Annotated in this window: 13 protein-coding genes; 3 read left to right on the top strand and 10 right to left on the bottom strand. The window is 35.4% G+C overall.

Going from position 1 to position 25285, the window contains the following annotated elements:
• From VFS71_RS10035 to VFS71_RS10025, 3 genes are all read right to left on the bottom strand, one after another.
• The coding region (locus VFS71_RS10035; protein WP_326401062.1) for an HD domain-containing protein at positions 1 to 458 on the bottom strand (458 nt) is incomplete at its 3' end.
• A 102-nt stretch (positions 459 to 560) separates the two neighbouring features.
• The gene (locus tag VFS71_RS10030; RefSeq protein WP_326401061.1) at positions 561 to 1547 is read right to left on the bottom strand and encodes an acyl-ACP desaturase; all 987 of its coding nucleotides are present in this window, start codon (positions 1545 to 1547) and stop codon (positions 561 to 563) included.
• Positions 1548 to 1560: 13 nt separating this feature from the next.
• A complete protein-coding gene (locus VFS71_RS10025) occupies positions 1561 to 2295 on the bottom strand; it encodes a lysophospholipid acyltransferase family protein (RefSeq protein ID WP_326401060.1) in 735 nt (244 codons plus the stop codon).
• A gap of 244 nt (positions 2296 to 2539) precedes the next feature.
• Here VFS71_RS10025 and VFS71_RS10020 point away from each other — a divergent pair, with 244 nt between their 5' ends.
• Both VFS71_RS10020 and VFS71_RS10015 read left to right on the top strand, forming a co-directional pair.
• Entirely contained in the window at positions 2540 to 2935 is a 396-nt protein-coding gene (locus VFS71_RS10020) for a ribonuclease P protein component (protein WP_326401059.1), read from the top strand.
• 115 nt (positions 2936 to 3050) lie between these two features.
• Positions 3051 to 4691, top strand: coding sequence for a S41 family peptidase (locus VFS71_RS10015; RefSeq protein WP_326401058.1), 1641 nt, complete (start codon positions 3051 to 3053; stop codon positions 4689 to 4691).
• A gap of 265 nt (positions 4692 to 4956) precedes the next feature.
• Here VFS71_RS10015 and VFS71_RS10010 read toward each other — a convergent pair whose 3' ends face one another.
• Positions 4957 to 6759, bottom strand: a complete 1803-nt coding sequence (locus tag VFS71_RS10010; protein WP_326401057.1) for a GNAT family N-acyltransferase — start codon at positions 6757 to 6759, stop codon at positions 4957 to 4959.
• Between the two features lie 198 nt (positions 6760 to 6957).
• On the opposite strand from VFS71_RS10010, the gene VFS71_RS10005 reads away from it, so the two are divergent.
• Entirely contained in the window at positions 6958 to 7719 is a 762-nt protein-coding gene (locus VFS71_RS10005; protein WP_326401056.1) for an exodeoxyribonuclease III, read from the top strand.
• Between the two features lie 145 nt (positions 7720 to 7864).
• Here VFS71_RS10005 and VFS71_RS10000 read toward each other — a convergent pair whose 3' ends face one another.
• The 6 genes from VFS71_RS10000 to VFS71_RS09975 form a co-directional block, all read right to left on the bottom strand.
• Entirely contained in the window at positions 7865 to 8314 is a 450-nt protein-coding gene (locus tag VFS71_RS10000; RefSeq protein WP_326401055.1) for a GNAT family N-acetyltransferase, read from the bottom strand.
• A gap of 75 nt (positions 8315 to 8389) precedes the next feature.
• Positions 8390 to 9361: a DUF4837 family protein gene (locus tag VFS71_RS09995; RefSeq protein WP_326401054.1), complete on the bottom strand. Its 972-nt coding sequence runs from the start codon at positions 9359 to 9361 to the stop codon at positions 8390 to 8392.
• A 47-nt stretch (positions 9362 to 9408) separates the two neighbouring features.
• Complete coding sequence (locus VFS71_RS09990) at positions 9409 to 11463, bottom strand: LysM peptidoglycan-binding domain-containing protein (RefSeq protein ID WP_326401053.1); 2055 nt, start codon at positions 11461 to 11463, stop codon at positions 9409 to 9411.
• A 468-nt stretch (positions 11464 to 11931) separates the two neighbouring features.
• Entirely contained in the window at positions 11932 to 13119 is a 1188-nt protein-coding gene (locus VFS71_RS09985) for a phosphoglycerate kinase (RefSeq protein ID WP_326401052.1), read from the bottom strand.
• Positions 13120 to 13406: 287 nt separating this feature from the next.
• Positions 13407 to 14369, bottom strand: coding sequence for a type IX secretion system membrane protein PorP/SprF (locus tag VFS71_RS09980; protein ID WP_326401051.1), 963 nt, complete (start codon positions 14367 to 14369; stop codon positions 13407 to 13409).
• Between the two features lie 37 nt (positions 14370 to 14406).
• A complete protein-coding gene (locus VFS71_RS09975; protein WP_326401050.1) occupies positions 14407 to 25248 on the bottom strand; it encodes a T9SS type B sorting domain-containing protein in 10842 nt (3613 codons plus the stop codon).
• Positions 25249 to 25285: the final 37 nt, after the last annotated feature.

The following is a 25285-nucleotide window of genomic DNA, read 5'->3' as shown; positions in this document are numbered from 1 at the left end:
ATTTGAGGATCATACATGGTTCTATTCTTAAATCCTCCATAATTAAACGCTCGGGCGATTCCAATTGCCCCTATGGCATCCAAGCGATCTGCATCCTGGACGATATCCAATTCGATAGAAGAGAATGTCTTTTCGGTTTTTCCACCTTTAAAAGAGATGTTATCTATAATTTGGATAACATGGGAAATAATAGTTTCCGAAACGTTTTCACTTTCCAAAAACTCACGAGCCACTTTTGGCCCCACTGTTTCGTCACCAGCGTGAAATTTACTGTCGGCTATATCATGTAGCAAGGCACCGAGTTTAACAACGGTTTCGTCACAGTTTTCTCCTCTGGCTATTAATAATGCATTCTTATACACCCTTTGAATATGAAACCAATCATGACCTCCTTCTGCGTTCGCTAATTGTTCTTTTACAAAAAGAATTGTTTTATTTATCAAATCTAGATTACTCATTTGCTGTTTACCTTTATAAAAAAAAAGCTGATTTTTAAAGTCTAAACCTCAAAAATCAGCAATATCATTTTAATTTTAAAAATCTTAATCGTTAATCAAAATCTACAATCTTGCTGGCTCTACCCATTTAAATTGGAATGATTCACTAGGAATAACCAATCTTTCAGAGATTTTTGCCATTCTAGCCGGTAATTTCATCAAGTAATCACGTGCTTTTTCAGCTTCGTCTGTTAAACCTGCAATTTTATCAATTTCCCATTTGTCAATTAATTTTTGCATGATCTCCACATAGTCGTTTGCGGTATAAACCCCAATACGTTGTGCCGAATCTGAAAAATGTTCGAAAGCGGAGCTGATTTTATTCCCTGACTCTCTCAAGAAATGAGCTGGCATAACAATTTTGGCTTTCATCATGTATTGAAAAGCAAGCATCATTTCGCTTGGATCAATTTTAAAAATTTCTGTTACAAAATGGCTGTAAGCATGATGATGGCGCATTTCGTCACCTGCAATCATTTTACACATTTTTGATAATTTTTTATCCCCATAACTTTTTGCCAATTGTGACACTCTGTTGTGAGAGACATAAGTCGCTAACTCTTGGAAGCTCGTATAAACAAAGTTTTTATACGGATCTCTACCCGTTCCAATATCAAAACCATCATTGATTAAGTGTTGTGTGGTCATTTCGATTTCACGCATGTTCACACGACCCGACAAATACAAGTATTTATTCAACAAATCACCGTGACGATTCTCTTCTCCAGTCCATTGGCGAACCCATTGGGCCCAACCGTTTCTCTCCAGATTATCCACACCTTCCACTTCCATCAACCAATTTTCATAAGTTGGCAAAGCTTCTTCGGTAATCATATCCCCTACCATAGCTACCCAAAAATCATAAGGTAAATCTTTTGAGATTTCTCTAAGTTCTTTTACTTCTTCAAGGAAATTATCGCTTTCAGAATTGGGTAAAAAGTCAGAAGGTTGCCAAATTTGCTCTACAGGTATCAAGTATTGATCAACAAAACTTTCCACCTTATTTTCTAGAAATTGCATTACTTCTAGACGAATGTTTTTTATAGACATTATTTATAAATTATTAAATTTTTATTCCGTTTACGACTGCTGATTCAGTCTTTTGCATGATATCTTTAAACTCAAAATCCTTTACAGCGAATGCTTCATGCACTACAAAGGTAATATGATTTCCTAAACCATATGGAAAAGTTCCGTATTTTAAGAGTTTCCACGAATTATTTATACTTATAGGAACAATATAAGCCGATGGCGCATTCTTACATAAAATCTTCAGACCCGTTTGTGCAAATTCCTTTGGTACTCCATTGCGACTTCGCGTTCCTTCAGGAAAAATCACAGCCGAACGTTTGTGCTTTTCAATATAATCTGCAATTTTTTTGATAGCTGGTATGGCTTGTTTTGGATCTTTTCTATCTATAACTACGGAACCTCCATGACGCAAATTATAAGAGACACTTGGAATTCCTTTTGCTAACTCTTTTTTACTCACAAACTTAGGATGAGATCTTCTCAAAAACCAAATCATCGCTATAATATCATACAAACTCTGATGGTTTGCCACAAAAATGACAGGCACTCCTTTTGGTATACTTTCTCTATTTTCAAAACTAAAAGTCGTACCTAAAATAATAACGATTTTTAGTAATATAAAATTCAGATAATCAACACTTTTCTTATGCGCTTGATATCCAAATACGTGTAAACAAAACCACTGAATGGGGTGAAAAATTACCAAAGTCAATAGAATTAACACTAAAACAATAAAAGATAAGGGATACGAAATTAACTTTTGCATACTATTAAATTTGGCACAAAAGTAAGAAATATATTTTTAGGTCTATTTATAACTCCAGCAATTAATCCATTCCTATCTAATTATTTGTAATACATGAATTTACAAAATTTTAATCATAATTAGTCATAACAAAAAAGATTTTTTTGCCACAATCGTAAACCCAGCTACATCCAAAACGGACTGTTGTATGACTGCACATTAATTGTACCTTTGTCCATGTTATAACTCAGTGTATTTAATAAAAATGAACTTCACCTATCCCAAAAACGAAAAACTCAAAAGCAAAATAGCCATTGGATTATTATTTACCGAAGGTAAATCTGTATCAAAATATCCTTTGCGATTGGTTTACAATCCGGGAACTTTTGGCGAAGGCGAAAAAATAAAAATGGGAGTTTCGGTATCCAAAAAATATTTCAAAAAAGCGGTTGACCGTAATTATTTCAAACGAGTACTGCGCGAAACTTATAGGCTGAATAAACATTTACTCATAGACAATCTTGATCAACCCTACTCTTTTATGTTTTTTTACCAAAGTAAAGACCGCTTGTCCTACGAGGAAATCAATACCAAAACCATACAGCTGTTTGAGAAATTTATGTTGCAAATGAAGACCGTAAGCGAAAACAAAGAAAAATAAAAGTCCTCAAAAACGAATATTCATTATTTGTTAAAAATAAATTAACTCCACTCTTATTGACCAAGGTGTTGCATTTAATTCTTATTTTAGTACAATATAAACTAGCCCATTGAAAATGAGAACCAATTTTTTCCAAAAAAAATTCATTATTCCAGTTGTTGCCTCTGCCTTTTTATTTGTGGGGGTAAGTTTCAAAGACGACTATTTTGAGATAGCCAAACAATTGGAAATTTTCACGACGCTATTCAAGGAATTGAACAAAAATTATGTCGACGAAACCACTCCTGCTGAGTTAATGAACAACGCCGTCAAAGGAATGCTTAGTTCACTTGATCCGTACACCGTTTATTTTAACGAGCAAGAAGTACTCAAATTCAAAATCAACAATACGGGTGAATATACCGGAATTGGGGCATTAATAACCCGAAAAGATGACAAGCTAATCATAAAAGAGCCTTATAAAAATTTCCCTGCCGATAAAGCGGGACTTAAAGCTGGCGATGAAATTATTCAAATAGGCGACACACCTTTGGCCGATTTCAAAGATGATGCTTCACAGTTATTAAAAGGTTCCAAAAACACCAAAATCGATATCAAATACATTCGACAAGGCAAGACTAGTTCGACCGTAATTGTATTGGATGAAGTCGAAATCAAATCAGTTCCTTATTTTGCTAAAATTGATGACAAAACAGGTTATATCGTATTGGATCACTTCAACAGAAAAGCATCAACTGAAACCAAAGAAGCATTGGAACAATTAAAAAAAGAAGGTGCCGAAAGAATTGTATTGGATCTAAGAGGAAATCCAGGTGGATTATTGAACGAAGCGGTAAATATCTGCAATCTTTTTGTTGCTAAAAATGAGATTATTGTTACGACAAAGTCAAAAATAGAGAAACATAACAACACCTACAAAACATCCAAAGAACCTATAGACACTACTATTCCATTGGTGATTTTAGTTAACGGACGAAGTGCTTCCGCATCCGAAATTGTTTCAGGAGCTTTACAAGATTTGGATCGTGCAGTAGTTTTGGGGAGTCGCAGTTTCGGAAAAGGGTTGGTTCAACGACCTGTAGAATTAACCTATGGCACACAGCTTAAAGTAACGATTTCCCGTTATTACACCCCTTCGGGAAGATGTATTCAGGCACTCGATTATGCACATAAGGACAAAAACGGCGTGGCCACAAGAACCGATGCCAAAAACTACAACGCTTTTAAAACCAGAAAAGGACGAACTGTTTATGATGGTGGTGGAATTTTACCGGACATTGAAATGGAAGAAACCAAAACCAGTCCGATTGCCAATGCACTATTAAAAAACGATGGTATCTTTAATTATGCAACTTATTATTATTACAAAAACCCGAATTTAGGAACAAAAATCCCAGTGATTACCGATGCTGATTATGCCGATTTCAAACAATTCCTAAAAACCCAAAAAATAACTTTTGATACCGAAACCGAAGTTGCTTTAAAAAACACTTTAACAACTGCCAAAAAAGAAAAACTGGATGAAGCAATTGCACTGGAGTACCAACAACTACTAACTGCACTTCAGAAATCTGAAAATGCATTATTGGATAAAAACCAAAAAGAAATTAAAGGTTTATTGCTCGACGAAATCATCAAACGCTATCAATATCAAGAAGGTCTTTATGATTATTACATCAAAAACAACGCTGAAATCAAGAAAGCCGTTAGCATTTTAAACACTACGACTGAATACAATTCAATTTTGAAAATTTGATACAAAAACCATCTAATGATGAAATAAAGTTGGGTTATTTTCGGTCTTATATGTGACCAAAAATAACCCAACTTTATATTTATATAACTACTCAAATAGCAGACCAAATCAATTTCTTTAATTTATCAAAACCTCCGGACGTGCAACCAAAAGACTGTTGTGAACAATTTCCAGTAACTTTTTAAATTGATAACGTTACTTATATTTAGAAAAACTAAAAGTCCTTTTCTGGGATTCTAAGTTTAATCAAGGTTCTGATTTCACTTTACTCCTCTTTGTCGTTTAGTTTACGCTCCAATTCTGCCTGAAATTCTTCCATCACAGGTTTCATTGTACTTTCAGGAATATCTGCAATTCGAATGTACATTAATCCATCAATAGCATTGTTGAATAAAGGGTCAACATTAAAAGCAACTAGTTTTGCATTTTGCTTGATGTACTTTTTAATCAGCACCGGAAGTCTTAAAATTCCTGGTTCCAATTCGTCTATAAGTTTATCAAATTTATTTAAATCAGCTTCCGCTTCATCAAAAATAAAATCCTTGTCGGCATCTTTTAATTTGACCTTGAATTCTTTTTTAGGATGGATATACTGCGCAATATATGGGTCATAATAGTGCGATTTCATGAATTCAATCATCAATGATTTCGAAAAATCCGAAAATTGATTACTGATACTTACCCCACCCAATAAATATTTATGTTCTGGATAATGTAAAGTTGTGTGTATAATTCCTCTCCATAATAAGAATAACGGCATTGGTTTTTGCTGATATTCCTTAATGATAAAAGCTCTACCCATATCGATAGATTTACTCATCATATCATGCAATTCGGGCTCAAAGCGGAAAAGACCGTTCAAATAGAAACCTTCAATACCATATTTTGGGTAAATATGAGATCCCAATCCCATGCGGTAAGCACCGGCAATTTGCTTAGTGTCATCATCCCACAAAAAGAGGTGGCGATAATATTTGTCGTATTTATCAATATCAATGGATTCATTCGTTCCTTCACCAACTTCTCTAAAAGTAATTTCACGCAAACGCCCAATTTCATGGAGGATATTCGGAATTTGTTTGGCTTCGGCAAAAAACACTTCGTAATTTTTACTTTGCAAAAGACGTAGGTCTGCTACTCTCAAAGCTTCCACTTCGGCAATCATTTTGTCGGTACTGGCGGGAGTAACAATCTTTTTTGGAGGTTTTGGAGGAATTAAATTGGCCGCATTCAAAAAATTGTTCTCTTTTTCAAAAGGATTGGCCAGCATATAAGTTTTCTTTCTCAAGAATTCCGTGTAATCCTCAATCGATTTGTATTCGTTTTGTTCGGCAACCGAAATTGGTTTTCCAACACGTACCTTGATAATTCGGTCTTTCTGGGTCAATAATTCCGAGGGTAATTTTGCCGTTCTTAGAGTGTCATTTATTTTGGAAAGAAAATAAAACAAACGACTGTTTTTGGCGTGAAAATAAATAGGAACCACTGGAACTTGCGCTTTTCGAATTACTTTTATAGCGCCTTCTTCCCAAGCTTTGTCAACTACTAATTTACCGTCTTTATAAGTAGAAACTTCACCTGCAGGAAACATTCCCAATGGTTTACCATCTCTAAGATGACGCAACGTTTCCTTAATCCCTACCACACTGGACTTAGCGTCTTTGTGGTTTTCAAATGGATTCACCGGCATGATATACGGTTTCATCGGGTCAATTCGATGCAATAAAAAATTCGCTATGATTTTAAAATTAGGTTCTTTTTCGAGCATTAATTTCAACAACAAAATACCATCAATTCCTCCAAGAGGATGATTCGAAATGGTAATATAGGCGCCATCTTTTGGTAAACGTTTAAAATCTTCTTCCGGAATCTCAAACTTAATTTGAAACTCGTCCAATATAGCATTCAAGAACGGTAGCTCTTTCAAATGTTTATTACGGTCGTATATTTTGTTTAATGTCGAAATCTTCAAAACTTTCATCAACAACCAGCCCGAAAAAGTACCGAAAACGCCGTACTTATCCGTATTTATTGTCTTTGCAACTTCTTTCGCGGTAACTAAACCCATTTATTTTTCTTTTTTGAGCAAGAAACAAAGATAGCAAAATACTCCATTTTTTATGGTTTTTTTTGAATCAATCTTTCTACTTTTTACTACTTTTGGATTCCACAGAAAAAATAATCTTCCGAATTTGTGATAAAAAATTGGTTTTGAAGAACCTATTTTTGTCAAAATTTATTTCGGATTTAAAAAAATGTCATAGTAATGAAAATAATCTCATACAACGTAAACGGAATTCGCGCTGCCATTACCAAAGGATTTCTAGAATGGCTACAACATGCTAATCCAGATGTTATCTGTTTACAGGAAATAAAAGCCACAGAGGAACAAATTCCCGTTTCTGACATTACAGCTGCGGGCTATCCGTATCAATATTACTATCCAGCCACAAAAAAAGGCTATAGTGGGGTTGCCATTCTTTCCAAAATAAAACCGAATAATGTAGCATATGGAACCGGCATTCAGCATATGGACTTTGAGGGCAGAAATCTTCGCGCCGATTTTGACGGTTGTTCTGTAATGAGTCTGTACTTGCCTTCGGGAACCAATGGTGACCGATTAAGCCATAAGTTTATGTATATGGATGATTTTCAAAACTACATTGACGAGCTTAAAAAAGGCATTCCCAATCTAATCATTTGCGGGGATTATAACATTTGCCATGAAGCGATCGATATTCACGACCCTATCAGAAATAAAAACACCTCTGGATTTTTACCCGAAGAAAGAGCTTGGTTGGATAAATTTATGAAATCTGGATTTGTGGACAGTTTTCGCCATTTCAACAGTGAGCCACATCAATATTCATGGTGGAGTTACCGTGCCGGAGCTCGTGGGAATAACAAAGGTTGGCGCATCGATTACAATTTGGTGAGCGATTCCTTGAAAGACAAACTCAAAAGAGCCGTCATATTACCAGATGCCATGCATTCAGATCATTGTCCTGTTTTGGTTGAAATTGATTAATTTCTTAATAAATTTAATCTTGACTTAAACAAAACTAACATTTTTGCAAATTCCATTTATTGGAATTTGCAAAATTACAATGTGACTTCAATTCTTTTTGGTTATTCTATTATAGACAGTAAACAGAATCACTAACCAATTAATACTAATACTGCTTCACCATTTCAATATGCGGAATGTCATCCTCCAGATACATTTCGCTAGATTGAACAAAACCAAGGCTTTCATAGAACTTTTTGAGATATAATTGAGCTCCAATGGTAATTTGGCTTTCGCCAAAGTATTCCAAAATACCAGCAATAGCTTCTTTCATCAATTCATGTCCCCATTTTCTGTCTCTATAATCTGGATCTACCGTTACCCTTCCGATCGATGCATTATCAAAAGAAATTCCAGATTTAAAAAGTCGGGCATGAGCCACAATCTTACCATCAAAAGTTCCAAAAAGATGTAAAGCAACCTTATCCTTACCATCAAGATCAAGATAGACGCAATTTTGCTCAACTACAAAGATCCTGCTTCGCAATTGGAGTATATCATATAATTCATTAACTGATAATGCCTCAAAAGGCTTTATTTTCCATTCTATAGTCATCTTTGGAATCTTTTTATTTTCTGATTTTAAGTTTGCAAATATAAAACTCAAAACAATTACTATTCAAAAACAAAATCAATTTATCCTTACCTCTTTTAAAACAGATTCTAATTCATGCATGAAATCGCGTTTATCTTTGGAGGGAACATAACAAAATCCCACAAGGTATGTAATTTTGCTTTTTTTGGAATCAACTATAAGATAACTAATAAAAGGGCCAAACATAAAACTATCTTTCAATCGCCAGGTTCCTTTTGTTACATAGGTCAATTTATCATTCAAGGTAGTTTTCAAAAGATAAAGAGGATAAGACACATCAACATACATATTTGAAGAAGAATCTTGTCCTTTAATGTATTCAGCTCCAATAGAATCTTGAATTTTTACAATCTGATTCAAAACGTTAGCTTCAAGATTGACATTGCTAATAGGAAACTGAGTAACCAAAATACTGCTACTTCCACTGGCAAACTCCCTTTTTAACCAAACAAAATTATTGTTTTTAATACTAAAAGAATAGCTCTTAGGAACTTTTAAATCAAGTTGAAATTGTTTCTGGATTGTTTTAGAAATCACCAAAGAATCTTTTAATAGTTCCTGGTGAGCTGCTAGTTCTCCTTTTCTAATTCTTTGGATTATATCTGGAGTGTTCTTTTCAATTAATTCCAGAAGCGCCGAAACTGACTTTCCTGTAATATGGAATACATTTTGAGGAGTGGCATATTGGTTTTTTTGCACTGAAAAACGATTTTCAGCTCCTTTCTTTACAACAATAATAACTCTGCTTTTGGTTACAAAGCCCTCCATTACATTGGCTGGGTATTGGTTGATGTCAAAAATAGGCTCCTCTTTTGGCAAGCCTTCTACAGGACTTGCAAATTTATTCCTAATACTATCTCCAACGACACCATTCCATAATTGGTTATCTATAACTATTGAAATAGCATTAATTTTGCCTGTAGAGTGTCTGGAACTATCTTCTTTTTTCTTAGAGCAAGAAAAAAAAATCACAACAACAGATAGAAATAATATAGCAGTTTTATTCATATTAAAAAGACTGAATAGACTTCAAATATACTGCAGTTTATTCAAAATTATCCTTTTATTTTCAAACCCATTCCTGGTTTTAAATCATCACCTGTGATATTGTTCCATTTTTTCAAATCGGATACTGTAACGCCAGGGTATTTTTTAGAAATACTAAATAAGGAATCTCCTTTTTGCACTAGATAATTGCTCTCATCATTTTTGGAAGAAGCTACTGTAATGTCTTTTTTCTTAAAAGAATCTACTGAAGCATTATTAGTGTTAATTGCTATTTCATTTTTGGCTACAACCAATGATTTACCAACAACTATACTATTTGAATTTAGGTTATTCCATTGCTTTAAATTGCTTAAAGAAGCACCAAATTTCTTAGCAATACTTCCAAGATTATCCCCTTTTTGCACTTCATATTGAATATCTTTAAGTTCAGGTGAAGCAACTACTGCAACAGCACTTTCATTAGTCACAGGCACAACCACATTACTAACTTGCAATGAAGCACCTAATTTTAAAGTTAGCGAAGTAAGATGATTCCATTCTTTAATCTCTGCTACTGTAGTATTGTGTTTTTTGGCAATAGTATTTAAATTATCACCTTTTTGAACGATATAAAAACTCGTTGCGTCGGCAACAAGAGTATCTGTTTTATCAACAATTGCTTTGTTTTCCCTGCCTACAGTACTGATACTTTCTTTAGCAATTAAAGCTTTATTTTTATCATTATTTGAAGCCAATTGAACACTACCTGAATCCGAATCTTTTTCAATGATTATCTTCAATGATTTACCAGCAGCAACAGAATTTCCTTTGAGGCGATTCCATTTCTTCAAATCAGATACTGCAACGTCATTTCTCTTAGCAATATCGCCAAGATTATCACCACGCTTAACTTTATAATATTTCACTTTAGTATTAGACGCTAATGCCGTAGCTGTTGTATCTTTGATATAATTAGACTTTCTGCCTTCATTAATCTTTTCCCTTTTGTCCATTTCATACTGAACATAAGAATAAATTTTATCTTCATTGGAAGTAAATACTGCCACTTTGCAGGAAGGCAAAGTCAGATAATGGCTTTTTCCTTCATATTTTGGAATTACATTACGTTTGTAAGAAGGATTTAGTGCCTGAAGTTGCTCAATTGGAATGTCTAACAAATTCGAAATTTGAGCGAAAGACATTTCTTTTTTCACCATTACCGTATCGGTTGCAAAATGTCTAACTAAAGCTTTTTTAGGAACAATACCGTGTTCTTTGTGGTATTCGTAGATATACATTGTAGCAAGAAAAGCGGGAACATATCCTTGTGTTTCTTTTGGCAACTTGTCTTTAATGTTCCAGAAGTTTTGCTGACCACCAGAACGGCGAATCGCTTTGGTTACATTTCCCGGTCCAGAATTATAAGAGGCTAAAACCAAATCCCAATCATTAAAAATGGCAAACATGTTGGTCATGTATTGGGCCGCAGCAGCTGAAGATTTCAAAGGATCAGAACGTTCATCAACATAAGAATCGATATTCAAGTTGTATTGTTTCCCTGTTTGATACATGAATTGCCACAAACCCGTTGCTCCTACTCTTGAAACTGCTTTTGGATTAAGGGCCGATTCCACAACAGCTAAATATTTAATTTCCAAAGGCACATTTTGTTTTGCCAATGCCTCTTCAAAAAGAGGGAAATAATATTCAGCAACCGCCATTTGATTAGCAAAAGCTTTTCTTCTGTTTTTAAGGAAGGACTTAATTAAATTTTCTAACCCCTGATTGTATTCGATGTTAAAAGGAGATCTAGCATCCATTGCTGCCAGTCGTTCTTTCAACAACTCAGTAGGCAATTCTTTATCAATATCTTTATCAATATTAACTGTATTGATTTCCGTTTCTAAATCATTGTAAATGTCTAGTGTAGAACCAATTTGATTCATCCACAAACTATCAGTTTTGACAGTGCGATCGTATTTAACAAAAGAATTTTTTATGGAATCTAAAAAGGAAATAGGCCTTTCAGCACTAACTGTTTCAACTTTCTCCTCAGAATTCTGTGAGAATGCTGCCAAAGAAAATAAAAGAAAAAAAGATAGGGTGGTATTTTTTATCGTCATAACTGTAATTTCAATTCGCTATTATTCAAATGATTACAAATCAATTATTGCAAACTTAGAATGTATTTTCTAATTAGAATCATAAATAATGTTAAATATACAAAAAAAATCGACATTTAACCTAATTTTTTAAATTTTGTAAGCAAATAAGTTCAAAAAATATCGAACATTAACTTCAAATTACATATAAACTTCTCATTAAAAAGAAGCCAAGATAAAATCAAAACTTAAAAAAGTCATTTTGATTAAAGAAAACTGTTTAAAAAAAATGGGGCTTTAAAAATGGAGAACAACACATAGTACTGCATTAATTTTATAACGCAAATTATTGCTTTATAGTATGTTACATAAAAACAATAACCTTTAGTCACAAATAAAGCGACTAAAGGTTAAATTGATTTTCAAAAATGTATAACTAACAATTTAAAAATTCAAGGGTACCTATTGGCGATACCAATATCAAGACTTTTAGTCCAATATTGCAGCAATTCCAGGTAATGTTCTACCTTCTAACATTTCCAACATGGCACCACCACCAGTAGAAACATAACTCATTTTATCTTCAAAACCGAATTGTTTTACTGCTGCTACAGAATCACCACCTCCAACAAGAGAGAATGCACCGTTTTCAGTAGATGCGGCGATATAATTTCCAAGAGCAATTGTTCCCTTCGCAAATGTTTCCATTTCAAAAACACCTAATGGTCCGTTCCAAAGGATAGTTTTGGATTCCAAAATTACTTTTTCAAAGTTTTCCAATGATTTAGGTCCAGCGTCAAGGCCTTGCCATCCATCAGGAATTTCTCTTACATCCACAATTTGAGTATCTGCTGTATTTGAAAAGTCATTGGCAGCAACAACATCAACAGGAATATGAATTTGAACTCCTTTTTCTTTGGCCAATCTCAAAATTTCAAGTGCCAATTCTTGTTTGTCATCTTCACAAATAGAATCTCCTATTTTTCCACCCAACGCTTTTACAAACGTAAATGTCATTCCACCACCAATAATCATGTGATCTACTTTGTCGAGAATGTTTTCGATAACTGTAATTTTTGAAGATACTTTAGAACCTCCAAGAACAGCAGTAACCGGTTTTTCGCTATTTTTCAAAACCTTATTTAAACTTTCAATTTCTTTAGCTAATAATAGTCCAAAACATTTATTTTCTGGGAAAAACTGAGCGATAATAGTAGTCGAAGCATGCGCTCTGTGTGCTGTACCAAAAGCATCATTTACATAAATATCGCCAAGTGAAGCTAATTCTTTTGCAAAAGCTACATCTCCAGCTTCTTCTTCATCATGAAAACGCAAATTTTCTAATAACAATACTTCACCAGATTTTAAGTTTTTGGCAGCTTCTTGAGCTTCTGCACCAACACAATTAGTAGCAAATTGAACTGGTACTCCTAAAATTTCTGAAGTTGTTTTTAGAATATGTTTTAAAGAGTATTTGTCTTGTGCTCCTTTTGGTCTTCCTAAGTGCGACATTAAGATTACACTTCCACCTTGTGCCAAAATAGCATCTATAGTTGGTTTTGCAGCTTCTATACGGGTGGCATCAGTTACATTAAAATTTTCATCCAAAGGGACATTAAAATCTACTCTTATTATTGCCTTTTTATTATTGAAATCAAGGTTATTCAAAGTCTTCATGGTTCTTTTTTTTAGTTGTTTTTGAAAGAATAACAAAGATATAACTTTTAAATAAGTATTAAATTTGAAAATTCTAAAAAAATTATGAATTTACTAACGAAATCGATGTAAATATAAAATAAGCACAAACCAATATACATATTCTCAAATTAATATCTATTGATCTATAGCATACCAACAATAAAAGACAGACACCTCAGATCCATAGAAATAAAACAAAAAAACACAAATTATTTCTGGGTAAAACAGAACTAATTTGTGCTTTTATATATTTTAAAAAATTTTACCTAGTCATGAACAGGACCTTGCGTACAAGGACAGTTACTAACACCTTGCAAGAATCTAAATCCTATTGTTAAGGAATGGGTTCCTGAATTGTGAGCTGCCAAATCATTGTCCAAAGTAATTTGATAAGAATATCCCATTGAGATATATCCTTTTGAAAATCCAATCATAGGACCTACCCCTAATGGCTGACCTATTTGGTCATTCAAAAAACGATAAGTAGCACCAATCCAATAATAATCTTCATATCTATTGAATTTTCGATATTTAAAATTCAAATCCGTGTTAGAACGTCCATCACTTTGAAATATTTGATAAAAAACTGATGGTTCCAGTTCCGTTCTGTTACCTATATCAAACACATAGCCCGAAAACAATTGATAATTAGCAAGTAAATTCGGCTCGAGTTTAGTAGTTGTAAAATCAATGTTTTTTTGCAAAATATTGGTAGCGGTACCACTCACGTAGAAACCTCTATTACGATATAACAATCCTACTTCAAAGTTATTATTGGTTGTAGAACGATCACCATTAATACCACTATCTGGAGGAACATTACCTAATTCAGGAAGATCGATACGAAATGAGTTATAAATATACGAAAGCCCGAATGAAAGATATTGTTTGGTATAATAATCCAAAATAATGTGGTGAGCAAAGGTAAGCTTACCCCCTGTTTGTTTGGTATTACCATTGGAATCATTGTACAAAGTCACCCCCACTCCAGATTGGTCCAATACTCTAAAATCAGCATAAAGAGCCTGACTCTGGGGTGCATCTTCAACACCTACCCATTGTTTATAACCATTAAGGTTGATTCTAAAGTTATCCCCAATACCAGCATAACTGGGTGAAATCACATAGGGATTATCGGCCAAATATTGTGTAGCTACAGGGACATTCAACTCTTGACTGTAACTAGCTGTTACAGTCAAAAGAAAAATACTGATTAAGATCTTTTTCATTTTATTTTACATTTTGGATAACTACTCTCACTTATTGTTATCTATATAGAGTAAAGTGGCCTATAAATTCACGATCATCTTTAGAATGTCTCAATTTCAATACATACCAGTAATCACCCATTGGCAACTCCGTTCCGTTGTACTTACCATCCCAAGATTGTCCTGCACCAAAAGTACCTACTTGACGTCCATAACGATCATACACCACAAATTTGATATCTGGATAGTTTTCTGTATTGGTTGGTTTCCAATTATCATTCGTACCATCTCCAGTTGGTGTAAATATTGGTGGTATTTTAATATCAATAAACTCAAAATATTTAGTAGCAGATATTGAACAACCGTTACTGTCGGTTACTGTCACAGTGTAGTCTCCAGATCTGAAATAATAGTATTTATTGTTAGATCCTATTGCTTCACCATTAACCGTGAATTGATAAACACCCGAACCTCCAGTAACTGTAGCCACAATTTCATTTAATCCACCAAGATCAATTGAAATTGTCAATGGATCTATTTTATCAATTGCAAAAGTTTCCGTGGCATCTATACAACCGTTTTTATGATGCACCATTATAAAATGATCTCCAGGAGTTAGATTCGTAAAAATATTACTGGCTTGCTCAAGACCTGTACTATCTAAAGAGTACTTCACATCTGCAGGAATATTACTAGAATCAATTGTTACCGTAACCTTATTCGCCGGTAAATCATTAACACACTCATTAGATACAGTTGCCACAGGATTTAGAAGAACAGATGGATCCAATAATACAACAAATGGCATTTCACATAAATGAGCATCTTTAACGATAACAGTATGCTTCCCTCCAGTAAGTCCCGCAAAAAGAACTCTATCCGGTACAAATGTGCCACCATCAATACTAGTGCTATATGGTGCAATTCCACCTGAAATAGTTATTGCAAATTCACCTGTTTTCTCACCATAGCATAATTCTTGTTTGATTGAAAGTGGGTCAACTATAGCACCTATTGGCAGTGGTTCCTTAATTTCGAAATCATAAATGTGATTACAACCTCTTTCATCTTGAATAATTGCCTCATATTGTCCTACTTTCAAATTCAGAAAAGTTCCACTATCCAAAAATTTATCCAGATCAGGACTCAACGCAAATTTGATGACTCCTGTACCGCCTGAAGCAGTAAGTTCCAATTTACCATCTCCATTACCATTACAAGTTACATCTGTCACAACTGGTGTATAAATTAATGCAGTTTCAGGTTGAGTAATCGTAATTGGTTTACGAGCTGATGTACAATCACCACTTTTGACTTCCACCAAATAGTCACCTGCCAACAGTTGTGTAAAATGACCTGGTTCAAGTTGAACCGGTGCTGGTGTAATAACATTACCGGAACCATCAAATAATGTATAAATGTAATTTCCAGAACCTCCTTTAGCAATTGCAATTATCTGTCCGTTATTATCACCTAAACAATTAATATATGGATTCTCATTTTCATATTTAAAATCTAATGGTTCTAAAGGAGTAACAGATATTGCATTAGAACTAAAACTTACACAACCGTTACTGTCTTTTACATAGTAAAGATGATTCACTTCCACAGTTGTAAAAGGTACAGCGAAAGTTACTGAACTTGCAAATGTTCCCAAAACAGTAGTGAAATTAGGGTCAGCACTATAGGTATAAGGTCCAGTACCACCAGTTGCCGATAAAGTCAGAGTAGCCGCACTCAAACAAGTTTGAGCAGAAGCTTTAACCAAACTAGTCGTAACTATTGTTGGTTCACTTATTACCACGGTATTTGTAACCACTGAGCAACCCCAAGTATCTGAAACAATTACCCTGTAACTAGCCACACCCAAATTATCAAACACATTAGAGGCTTTAGGGCCATTTAACGTAATCGTTCCATCTGGATAGGTTGCTTCCAAAGTATAATTATAAAAACCTGATCCTCCTGTAACAGGTTGTTGCACTGTCAAGGTTACATTTGTATCTCCAAAACAAGCCAAAGAAAGTTTATCTGCCACTAAAACTGCTACGATTGGTGTTGGATTCACTAAAGTCACCGCTATTTGATCTACGCATGTTTTGGCATCTCTCACTTTTACAATATAATCACCTGCAATTAGATTTGGAAAATCAGCTGATGATCCCCAAGGTGTTACCACTGTACCTGAAACCAATTCCAATTGGAATTCATAACCGCCTGGCCATCCGCCAATAGCACTAGCTGAAATGCTTCCATCATTATTCCCCGTAACACATGTAATTGGAGCATGAGTTTCACTAATTTTTAATTTAGCTGATGGTTGACTAATAACAAATGTAGTTTCTACCGTACAATAAGGAGTACTCAATAAAGTTGCGGTAACTGTATACTGACCAGCAGTTAAACCCGTTAGATTTAAAGGTCCCGCATTTGATAAATTTCCACTACTTGGTACAGGTCCAACAACTGTATAACTAAAAGCTCCAGCTTCATTTGTTGGATTTGGCAATTTATCAATCAAATTAATAGTTACCGCTCCTTCATTTGAACCAAAACAAATTACATCACTGGTTTTCACAGCATCCAATAGGAATGTATTTGGCTCATTAACATAATGTACTTTTTGTATACTACATCCTGTTGCAGGATTTGTTGCAGTGATAATGTAATCACCAACTGCTAAACCTGTAAAGACTCCATTTGTATTAGTTGCGAATGTCAGAACTCCGCTTAAATCAACTAAATCATATTTAGTTCCTGCAATAGCTGCTCCAGAAGCATCTAATGCAGTAACAGTAATACTCTCAAGATTATTACATGTAATTGCGGTTTTAACAACATTAATTTCATCCAAACGAATGTACTCATCGATAATAATTGGTAAAGCATAGGTACCCATACATCCATTATCATCATATACATTTACAGTATAAGAACCTCCTGTAAAATCTACCTCTGTATATACATTGTTTACTCCTTTTTGCACTGGTAGAGCAGTACCTGTTTTGAAGAATTCGTATACCACATAATTTCCTGAACCACCACTAAGATTAGCAGGATTAACAGCAATAGTTGCAGAGTTAGCTCCGTTTGTTTCTGTAGTACAAACAAATTGCGCAACATTTATAGCATTAGCATTTACAACAATTAAACCTGGTTCAACAACTTTAACTCTTGCAATACCCACGCAGCCTCTTCCTGAAGTCACCGTTACCGTATAATCATTTAAAAGTTGACTAGCACGTAGATTCTCAAAAATAGGTGAGTTTTGAGCTGGCCTAGAAACTGGATTACCCAAAATATCAGTGCCTGATAATGCATAAGTATATAAAGGATTGTTGTTTGTTACTGCAATAGCTACTTCAACAGTTCCATCCGAACCTCCATTACAACTCACTGGTCTGGACGTTACAGTTATTCCTGTTACATCTGTTGGAGTATTAATAATAACTTGAACACCTATTTCACAAAGTGTACCTAAATCTCTAACTTTGAAATTATAGGTTCCAGGTGCTAAACCACCAAAAACAGCTGAAGATTGTTTGCTTGCCCAATTGTCTTTAGTATACTCATAATTATTAGCTGGTGTCACCGTTCCGCCTACAGCGTATAAAGTAATTTCTCCATCAGCATCTTTACAGTTTGGCAACAATGAAACTTCCCCACGTAATGTCAAAGGTTCTAAAATGGTAGTTGCTGTAGCTGCTGTAGTTACACATTGATTTTTATCCATTACAGATACTGTGTAATTTCCTGGAGCATTCACAATAAAGAAAGCATTATCTTGGAATTGAACTCCATCTAAACTGTATTTCAAAGGACCTACTCCATTAGCAGTAACATCGATTCTATACCCGGCAGCACTAGCACATTGGCTCACTACATTTACATTTGTAATTGCAGGCATAGGATCTGTAATGATTGTGATTGGCATAGAAGCTTCACATCCGTGTGCATCTTTACTCCAAACTTCCCAAGTAAATGCGGAATCTAAAATTGCTGTATCACTACTAGCATACGTTTTTAAACCACCCGCTTTTACGAAAGCGTAAGTATAACCCGGAGTACCTCCAAAAGCAGTAGCTTTTATTTCTGCTCCTAGTTTACAATTAGCATTTTTAACAGTTACATAGTTTACTCCTAATATTGCAGGTTCTGGTACAAAAACACTGAAATTAGAGATACACCCTGTAGTATTATCTCTTACATCTATACGATAATTACCAGTTACAAGGTTTGTTAATTCAAATTTATCCGTTCCGATTGGAGTAATTACTCCTGCACCACTTACACCAGTGAAAGTAGGTGTAAATCCAGCTGCACCGAAACCAGAAACTGTAAAAGTAACTTTTCCATTAGCTTCTGTCTTACAGGCAACACCTGCAATCAATTGTCCAGTAACCGCAATTTTAACCACGTCTTTAACGGTAAATAATTGCTCATAAGAACAACCATTGCTGTCCGTAACCTGGAAAGTATAGTCTCCCGGAAGCAATCCTGGGAAACTCGCAGGGGTTGCAAAACCAGCAGTAACAATAGGCCCCCATAATGCCGGTGCAGTTCCTGAATTAGTTCCAATGATATTAAATGTCAACGCTCCAACTCCTTTATTTGCCTTAACAGACACTGTACTGGTAAGATTTGGTGCCACACAATAAATTGGTGAAGCATTGAATGTCAAATTTGTTGGTTTACTTAATGGATTTACAGTAACCGTTTGAGGTGCTGTCGTACATCCATTGGCATCTTTTACAGTATAGCTTATGTTCTGGATAGCTCCATTATCATTAACTGTATAAGTATTTGTAGTTGTATACCCTTGATTATTGAAATTATAATAATACCCCGTTCCAAAACCTGTTGGTGTTCCATCATGTCCAACAACTGTGATTACCGTAGCAACTGAACAAGTCGTGTTTGCTGGGTATGAATGAGTCGCAGTTAATACAACTGGCTCTGCAATAACAGTAGTAGTGATAGCAGAAACACAACCTTTGGCATCGGTAACGGTGATACTATAAGTTCCCGCTGATAAACCTGTAAATACATTATTAGAAAGTTGAGTCACTGTAGGTGTAGCCGTTGGCAACGTTCTTGTTACTTTATATGTATAAGGGGCTAGACCAATACTACCGTCAACATTCACTTGCATTGTGGCCGTTCCTCCATTACATAAAATAGGTAGTGTGATTGGCGTAGACGCAATCACCGGAGCTACCGGTGTACTAACTTTTACTGTATTTGTTGTTACATTACAAGTTGGAGAATTACTGTCTGTAATTACAAAGTAATAATTTCCTGCGGTAGCTACAGGTACAGTAAAGCTTGTACCAACAACTGGTGTTGAAACACCTACTGCTGCTCCACCCAAATACATTTGGTAAGAATATGCTCCTACACCATTTGCAATATCTACTTTAATGGTTGCGTTTACCGGTGCTGCGCAATACAAATCTTTGGTAAGAGTTGCCGTTGCCAATAATTGTTTTTGAACTGTATAGCTAACGAAAGCCTCACAACCGTTATCGTCTTTTATTCCTAATTTATAAATACCCGGAGCAGTAAATGTCGCTGTTGACGAAGCCAAAGCTGAACCGTCTAAAGTATAGCTTTTCACACCACCATAAACTGTTGTAAATCCACTTAAATTAACCGTTAAATTGGCTCCTGTGAAACATTGTTGCGCAGGTAAACTAATTGTAGGTGCTACGTTGTAAATCACTGGTGTTGCTTTCTTAGCCACACAGCCATTAACGTCTTTTACATAAACATCCCAAGATAAATCCGTTAAATTAGTATCAACAGTAAGTATGTTACTGCTTGTGTACACACCTGCTGCCGGTGCTAAAGCTCCCGCTTTAACAACCGCATAGGTATAGGCTCCTGTACCTCCACTTACACCGCTTACGGTGATTTGTGACACGTCTTTAGAACAGAATACTTTTGTGGCAATAGCAGTAAATGTAATAGCTACCGGATTTGTTATTGTAACAGTTGCATCTTTCGAACAGCCTGTCGTATTATCCGTAACGGTAACTTTATAAGATCCCGCAGAAAGACCCGATAACGTAATAACGTCACCAACTTTTGTGATTTGTGCTGCCGGAACTACCGGAGAAGTTACTACCGCATAATTACCCGTTGAACTAAATCCTGTTACCGTGTATTTAGCCTTACCATTATTAGTCGTGCCGTTTAATACATTACAAGATATATCATTTACCAATTCTCCAACTATGGCTATTGGAACCAATTTATCAGTTGTATATGCTTTTTGGAATGAACATCCATTGGCATCTGTCACTTTAAACAGATAAGTCGTGTTTGGTGCTAATCCTGAGAAAGTATCTGAAGCTCCATTATTAAAAGGTACCGGAGATAGTATTTCATATTTTGTGATAGCATAACCACCCACAACTGTTAGCTTAACATTCGAAGTAGGAATTGGACAAGTAGGCGCAGAACCTACAAAAGTAATTTTCGTTATTTTTTTATACGGATTAACAACAACTTGGTTATTAAATAAACAACCGTTTGCGTCTTTTACATAAAATTTAACTGTTTGTGCTGAACCATTATCTACAACATAAAATTCGTTAGAATCATAATAATTTGTAGAACCATCAAAATTATATTTATAAGGACCCGTTCCTGTTCCAGCAGCAACATTTACCGTTACTTTTGCTGGTTGTGGTATGTTGGTCGCATTACAAGCATAGTCAGTAATGGCAGCAGTAGCAGATAAAGCTAATGGTGTTCCTACGGTCACATTAATAACTGAAGTAGAACATACTCTTCCTGAAGTTACGGTTATCGTATATGCACCTGCTGGAAGTTTAGAAAACACGTTGCCTACTTGAACAGATCCTAGTGGAATTGGAGAAATAGCATAAGTGTAAACTGGATCAGCATTTGTTCCTGTAAGGTTAACAGTGATTATACCATCTTGAGAACCAAAACAAGTAACTTTATCAACCGCAGTATTAAAGGTTGGTTTATTTGGTTTACTTAATGTAACAGATGCTGTAGTAGTACATAAACTTGTTACATCTCTCATCGTTACAGTATAGGTCCCTGCAGGCAAACCAGAAATAACATTTCCGGCTACAGTTACACCCGCTGGCATTGGCAAAATGCTATAAGTATAAGATGAAGTTCCACCTGTACCAGTAAGAGTGATTTTACCATCATTATCTGCACAAGTAGGTAAAGCTGTAATAGCTGGAGATAAATTTAAAGGCTTGTCAATAGTTGTAGATTTCGTATCTATACAGCCGTTGGCATCTTTAACTTTTATAGTATGAAATCCAGAATTTAAACCTGTAACGGTATATGACAATACTGCTCCTATACTTGCAAAAGTACTACCATCTACACTAATAGAATATGGTGACTTACCCGGAGTTATAGTAACATTGATTCCGAAAGCACCTTCGGCAACACATTTGTTAACTACGGACAAAGCAATTACGGGACTTGGATCTTTAAAAATTGTTGTATTTAATGGTACTGTACATCCGTTGAAATCCTTAGCAATAATATTCCAATTAGAACCTAAAGCATAATCTAAATTTAAAACATTACCTGATGTAAAAGTTGATGGAACAGCTGGAGCCACTGCCACAGCATAAGTATAAGGTCCAGTTCCACCAGTCGTAGTTAAAGTTACTTGTGCACCCGAATTACAATTAGCATTTACTACTGAAGCTATAGCTGAGAGAAGTGGTTGTGCCGGTTGTATTATCTGGAAAGGAATAATCGCTGAACATAAGGTTCCTGTCGATTCTTTTACTTTCAATAAATAATCTCCAGGAGGAAGAGAATTAATAGTACCAGAAATCGGTCCGCCTGCAGTACCAGTAATTGATCCAGATATCGGTGATGCAAGTGGTGCATTTGTTAATGCATTTAATACTTCATAATTTAAAGTAGTAACTGTTGCATCAAATGTACTTGCCGTAAATTTTAAAATTCCATTATTTGCACCAGTACACGTAACATTTGTTTTTGAATCAATATTAACTGAAATGGAAGATATTGATGGGATTACAACTTCTAAAACCGAGGTACAAAGATTCGCATCTTCTACCTGAAAATAATAGGTTGTTCCTTGTAATAAGTTGCTAAACATGTATTGATAAGGAGCAACACTTATTGCCGGAGAAACTGTTGATGGTTGTCCTAAAATTGAAAATTTATAAGGGGCAACACCACCAGAAATCACTTCAAGTTGCACTGTCGCACCTGTAACACAAGTTGCACCTGTAATAACAGGAGAAGCTAAAGTTAAAAAAGGAGGAGTTTCAATTCGCTGTTTTAAGCTTTTAAACTCACATCCATTTGCATCTACAATTGTAATATAATAATCTCCAAAAGTTAATCCTGTAAAATTATAACTTGTAGCTGCAGTTACACCAGAAGCAGCAAGTTGTGTAAAGGTATTACTATATAACGTGTATTTAAATGGACCAACTCCACCAGAAGTAATACTAGCCAACAAACTACCTGGTGTATTAGCATTACAAACTATATCTGTTATAGCTATGTTAGCAACAATTGGTGCAGGATTAACGAGAACTATAGGGCTAGCTGGAACATTGAAAATACAACCTTTAGAATCTTTAACTGCAAAATCATAATTTCCTGCAGCTAAACCTCCAAACACATTAGAACTTACAAAAGTTCCAGCTGCTCCTGTAATACTATATGTAAATGGACTCTCTCCTGTAAGAGCTGTTATTTTAATGGACCCATCTGTAAATCCATTACAAGTAGGATTAACTTTTGTATAAGAAGCAGTAACAGGAACTGTAGCGGTAACTGTTACATTATTAGTAACTACCGTACAAGCAGTTGGCAAATTAGAATCTGTAACTTCAAATTTATAAGTTCCTGCTACATTTGTAGTGAATACATTTCCAACTATAGTAGCTGGAGCTATCGGAGCAGTAAAGGCACCTCCATTGAAAGAAACTTTATAAGAATAGCCTGATTTACCACCAGTCGCATTAATTTTAATAGTAGCTGCTGTTGGAATTGAACACGTCAAATCTTTAGTCAAAACAGCATCAGCATCCAAGGCTGCGTTTACGGTAACTGTCGTAGTGTTAGGACAACTGTTAGCGTCTTTAACGGTAATTGTATACGTTCCTGGCGCTACAGTGAAAGTGTCTAATAAAGCACCTGTTGGAGCAACACCCGTATTAATAGTATAAGTATAAGTTCCTACACCACCAGCTCCCACTGCTTTAATAACAAATGAGCTGCCCGTTCCAGTACATTGATTTTGAACTGTAGCTGTAACGGTTGGTATTCCGTCTTTTAGAATAGTTACATCGAGTTTTGTTTCACAGCCTTTGGCATCTTTTACCCAAACATCCCATAATGTATTGGTAGTTGGGTTCAGATTGGCGGTAGAACTTGGTCCATAATTAGCTGCTAATGGAGCAACATTATTTTGCATAAATGCATAAGTGTACCCTGGAGTACCTCCTCCTGCAGTTACAGTAACAGCAGAGGTAGTTACAGAACAATTGGCATTAACATTGCTGGTAAGAACCAAAGTAAGTACAGGTGGTTGCGTAATAGTAACCACATCGGATTTCGAGCATCCCGTGGTTTTATCTTTCACTGTCACGGTATAACTTCCTACAACAAGATCACTTAATGTAATTACATCTCCAATTTGAGATTGTGTAAATGACAATGCTGCAGGGACAGTTGTTATTGTAACAGTGTAATTACCTGTTGAACTAAATCCAGAAACAGTGTATTTTGCAATACCCGTGTTATCAGCGTTACACAAAACATTTGATATATTTTGCCCTATAATAGCTATTGGAGTTACTGGATCAACTGTAAATGACTCAGTATCACTACAACCATTAGCATCGGTTACTTTGAAAAGGTAGGTTCCTGATGCTAATCCTGTGAATTTTCCATTAGTCGCTCCAGTAGTGTTAATTGTTGTTCCAGAAACGATAACAAAAGCTAAAGGCGCCAATCCATTTGTGGTAGGAATAGTAACATCGCTAGTGCTTTGTCCAGCATTACAAGTAATAGCTGTCCCTGTAATAATACCAATTATTGGGGGATTTAATTTTTTTACGGTAATGTTTTGAGAAACCGTAGTACAATTATTTGCGTCTCTTACTTGGTATGCAATGATTTGATCCGATACTCCATTGTCATTTACAACATAAGTATTGGTTGGTGTAAAAGCGCCTCCTTTAAAACTATAGGTATATGTTCCTGTTCCTCCAGCGCCTGTAACTGTAACCGTCGTAGATGTGCTACAAGTAGTTGTTGGTGGGGCTGTCGCTGTGGCTGACAAAACAGCCGTAGGTTCATTTATTACAACTGGAGTTGAAGCTGAACTACATCCTAAACCATCCGTTATAACAACATTATATGTTCCCGCGGTTAAACCTGTAAACACACCGTTCGAAAGCTGAACCACTGCTGGCAATGCAGTTGGCAATGTTCTAGTTACGCTATAGGTATAAGGAGCCACTCCAGATGTTGGAGTGATGTTGATTGTTCCTGAGGCATCACCTTTACATTTTACGTCAGTTTTAGGAGCATTTAATGTTAAAACTGTCGCTTTCGTATTTACAATTACTGGGGCAGAAAAAGCAGAACATGCTGGTGTTGCAGCATCTATTACTTTAAAAGTATAAGTTCCAGCTGTAGCAGTTACATACGGATTAGTTGAAGCACTATAGGCACCTCCATTAGATACTTGATAAGTATAAGCACCCGTTCCACCTGAAGCTGTTAGATTTATTGTTGTGTTTGGTGTACAAGTAACATCTGCAGCAGCGATTGCCGAAATGGTCAATTGTGGAGCAACAACATAAGGTGTTGAATCAGGACAACCAAAGCCATCTTTAAGATACAATGTATAAGAACCAACACCTAAATTGAAATTTGGTGAA

It is taken from the genome of Flavobacterium sp., assembly GCF_035760125.1.
Lineage (GTDB): Bacteria > Bacteroidota > Bacteroidia > Flavobacteriales > Flavobacteriaceae > Flavobacterium.
This window is presented reverse-complemented; position numbering and strand designations above follow the sequence as displayed.